Below are 4,136 nucleotides of genomic sequence, written 5' to 3' on the forward strand. Positions count from 1 at the left end.
AACCCGCCGCCGACAGGCGGCCACAACCTTCGGCCCGGAGGGCCGTCAACCTTCCCCTTTGAACCCTCTGAACCCTATGAACCCGGGCCACAGAGTGGCCCCCTGGTCCCATCAAAAATAAGCCGTCACGCTGGTACCCAGTACGTACTCATGGAAGTCCCCGGTCACAATGCCGCTGCTTCTGTTTTTCAGGGAGAATCCTTCCAGCGCCCATACCAGTCCCTTTACCGGTACGAAATCAAGGCGGGCGCCCCAGCCGGAAAAGCCCATGCGGCGGAAGAAGGTGGTGTCGGCGTCCATGGTGGGAGCGAGAAGGGCAGAGGAGGGGAGATGGTAGTAACGAACCCAGACTTCATAGCTTCCCGCCCGTTTCGGATCCGCTTCCCCGTACATCGCCGCTGCCACATAGCCCGGTTTCGTTTCGCTGAAATGGTCCTTTTCATGATAGCCGTGGGAGAGGACGTAGTCCACACTGAAGGTCCAGTCCTCATTGGGAGAGTAGGCACCCTTTACTACGCCCACCTGCTGGCGGTCAAAGCGCTCTCCCGATTTCCCGGAGGGCATATGGAAATAGGAAAGGGCCGGTATGGATTCCTTATGGCCATGGATGGCTCTGAAATCGGCATAGGCGCTGTGAATGAGCCATTTGCCCAGGGTTCTCTTATTTTCCAGCACCAGCACCTTCCTTGATTTCGAACGGTCCTCCGCTGTACGGCCGTAGAAGAAGACAGATCGCCCCGGTCCCTCATCATCATGGCCATAGCGGATGCGGAAACCGTCCATTTTCTTGTCCAGCAGATCCCCATCCATGAGGTAATAGTTCAGCCGCCCTGCCTCTATCTTGAGGCTCTCATTTTCGTACTGCAGGTAAGCCCGGAGAAGGAAAAGATGGTGACTATTCCCCGGCCCCTGATCTATGCGGTTGTCCTCCAGCGCCGTTTTCAAAAGCAGATGGGGCGTCAGGCGGAGCACAGGAAACAGGCGGAAACGCCGCGTTTCCATGGTTACCTTCTCATCCTGCCTCTTCCAGGCCCCGCTCTCGGGTGACAGGGCCTTTCCGCGAAAACGGCCATTTCCGTAGAGCCAGCGGTAATCGCCATGGATTTCAAACCATGGAACCTTTTCTTCCTGTTTTTCCAAAGCAGCTCCCGCTTTTTCCAGATTTCCCATATCCTCAGGAACCGGGCTTTCCCCATGGCAGAAAGACCAGGGAAGGCATGCCAGAAGCATGGACAGAACCATTCTTTTCCACATAGGACACCTCTCTCTATGAAATCTGTATTCCCCTAAAAGTATCATATCATAAAATAAGACGCACTCCTAATGGAAAACCTGTACTTTAGTATAGGTTTTTTTCATTTTTATTTTGCTATAATCAGGCCGGAAAAGGGAAAAGGGCCTTGGCCAAAGGCCGGAAAGCCCGCCATCCCGGAAAAGACAGCTCCGCCATATTCGTCGGAAACAATAAAGAAAGGAGGAAATAGAAGCATAGGAGAATCGGCGCCGGCAGGAGTAATGAAAAGAGAAAGAAGGTAAGAAGTATAAAGGAGGGACCCCTATGAATCGGGTATACAAAGTCATCTGGTCTAAAGCAAAACATTGTTATGTGGTCACGTCTGAAATTGCCAAGGGATACGGTAAATCAGCCGGAAGCAAAGGAGTCAAAGCGCTCCTGAGCGGCCTCGTGGCCCTGTCCATCGCCATGGGCGGCTACGGACTGGCAGGCGCCGTAGTATATGTGGACTCAAAAGCTGCAAGCGAGGGTGTGTATACTACGGACGTGTACACGAAAACAGAAACTGATGCTGCCCTGAACGGAAAGGCAAACACAGCAACGACCCTGGCAGGGTACGGCATTACTGATGCATACACCCAAACAGAAGTCAATGGAAAAATTACGGCCGAAGAAACTGCTCGTAAAGCGGCTGACCAGAATAACCTCAAAATTGGTGATAACGGTGAGATTCTCAAGGTTAAAGAAGACAGCACCGAGGCTGTAAATAAACTGGTGCTGAACAAAGATGGTAATAATCCGATCACCATGGACGAAAATGGAATCAAAGTAGGCAAGAACAGTACCGTCATTGCATCTGAAGGCGTATTTGCCGGCGGCGATACGGCGGATGCTGCAAAAGCGGCTCTCAATGCTAATGGTTCCATCAAAGGAGCGAATGGAAAGTTTACCGTTGATACAAACGGCCTAGTAACAGCCAATGGCGGCGTAGATACCAATAGCGGTGACATCCTGACCCGCGGTGGCAAGATCAATGCCGGCTCCGGCGATATTTCCGGCAAAGACATTTCTGCATCCGGAGACATTTCCGGCAAAGACATTACCGGTTCCGGAACTGTGAAAGGCCATGCTGTCACCGACGGTACTGCCCGCATGGAAGGCGGCGCCCTTACCGGAGTGACTACCATCACAGCCGGCGGCGATGTGGTATCCACCGGCGGTAAAGTACAGGGCACCAGTGTCAGTGACGGCACAGCCACCCTTTCCGGCGGCAGCCTTAATAATGCAGTTGATATCAATGCTTCCGGGACTATCACTGGTAATAATGTGGTAGTCAAAGGTAAGCTCACCACTAATGGCCTCGAAACGGATCGTATTACCCTGGGAAGCGAAACACTCAACCAGACCGATATCAATAAAGGCAATGTGACATCCAAAGTCAATGATACCGTTGGCGCCGTGGAATACACTGCAGAATCCATTTTCAATAAAGACGGCAGCTCTATCACCGCCAGAACCGATGAAGGGATCGTAGACTCCACAGGAAAATCCATCGTAGGGGCGAAAGAAATCAGCCAGTACCTGGGCAATAACGCAGTACCAGATTCCTCTGACAAGAACGTCACTAGAAGCATGGTCCGCAATGGCGACACCTTCTCCATGGAAGACAAAGCAGTGGATGAAGGCAAGTCCTCCACCGTTAGTCAGAATGCAGGAGAAAGAAAGGTTACTGTAGCTGAAGGTACCAACACCCTCACCGTCACCGAAAATCTCACTGGCGGCATTGTGAGCGAAACCTATGACGGTGCAAAAAACAAAGTCACCCTCACCCAGGGCATGGACGGCACCTACAAAGTAGAAACATCCGGTACCTCCACCGAAGACATCGGCGGTCAGAAGATTGAAAACTATAAGGGCGGCCTTGACACCAACATTACCGGCGACGAGACCCATGACGTATCCGGAACCATGACCACCACCGTCAACGGCGACAGCAGCCTGACGGCAGAAAACATCACCAACGAAGCGAAGAACAAGATTACCAACAAAGCTCTGGATGTAGAAACCGATGCGGCAAGCTCCGTTGTAAGCAAGGTATCCAACGATTACGGTTCCAATACCTCCACCCAGCTGTCCCATCAGACAACGGAAGAAATGAAGGCTGAGGGCAAGACTGCTTCCTACCTCCGCGGGGCTGTAGAAGAAAAATCCCAGCTGATTGATGGTGACGTGAAGACCACCATCGATACCATTGCCGGTCAGACCAATACCAATATTACGGATGGAACCTATACATCCAACGACCTGCAGAAAGCAGATCAGATCGCTTCCTCCGTAACCGACGACACCAATACCACCGTGGTGAACCAGAATGCCGGAAGCCTCGCTTCCTCCATTACCGATGGAACCAAGTTCAACAACACCAACAACACCGTAGACAAATTGGAACAGCTGATCAAAGCCAGCGATACCCAGTACAGCGCTACGTCTAAGACAGCTACTAAGATGGAAGATGCCCTGGTAAGCGGTAGCAGTTTCATCGACGTTATCAAGAACCTCGACGATGCAGCCAACCCGTTCATCGGCATCGGCAGCGCCGTAAAGGATGGCACCAACATCACTGTCGTCACCCAGACGGCAAAAGATATCACCAACACCGCTAAGGACGGTACGATCGCCAATGAGGCCAAGGATATCACCAACCACGCTACCGAAAACATGACCAACACCGTTGACAAAGACCTGACCACTACAGTGGGTGGAAACAAGAGCGAAACGGTCACCGGTACAAGCACGGAAACTGTGACCGGCAAGAAGACTGAAAACTACAATGGCGGCCTGGAAACCACAGTGACCGGTGAAGAAAAACACACCGTAAACTTAGTGTAAAATTTTACTCGGT

At 51.9% G+C, this 4,136-nt stretch carries 2 protein-coding genes; one reads left to right on the forward strand and one right to left on the reverse strand.

Annotated elements, in window-relative coordinates:
* Nucleotides 1–111: 111 nt before the first annotated feature.
* A complete protein-coding gene (locus tag B2Y11_RS05345) occupies nt 112–1,254 on the reverse strand; it encodes a hypothetical protein (protein WP_291057057.1) in 1,143 nt (380 codons plus the stop codon).
* Between the two features lie 304 nt (nt 1,255–1,558).
* On the opposite strand from B2Y11_RS05345, the gene B2Y11_RS05350 reads away from it, so the two are divergent.
* Entirely contained in the window at nt 1,559–4,123 is a 2,565-nt protein-coding gene (locus tag B2Y11_RS05350) for an ESPR domain-containing protein (protein WP_291057059.1), read from the forward strand.
* Nucleotides 4,124–4,136 lie beyond the last annotated feature (13 nt).

Source organism: Dialister sp. UBA1703 (assembly GCA_002320515.1).
In the GTDB taxonomy this organism is placed as follows: Bacteria; Bacillota; Negativicutes; order Veillonellales; family Dialisteraceae; genus Dialister.

Coding starts and splice junctions, on each gene's coding strand:
- B2Y11_RS05345 (WP_291057057.1), bottom strand. CDS start 1,254: ATGTGGAAAAGAATGGTTCTGTCCATGCTTCTGGCATGCCTTCCCTGG.
- B2Y11_RS05350 (WP_291057059.1), top strand. CDS start 1,559: ATGAATCGGGTATACAAAGTCATCTGGTCTAAAGCAAAACATTGTTAT.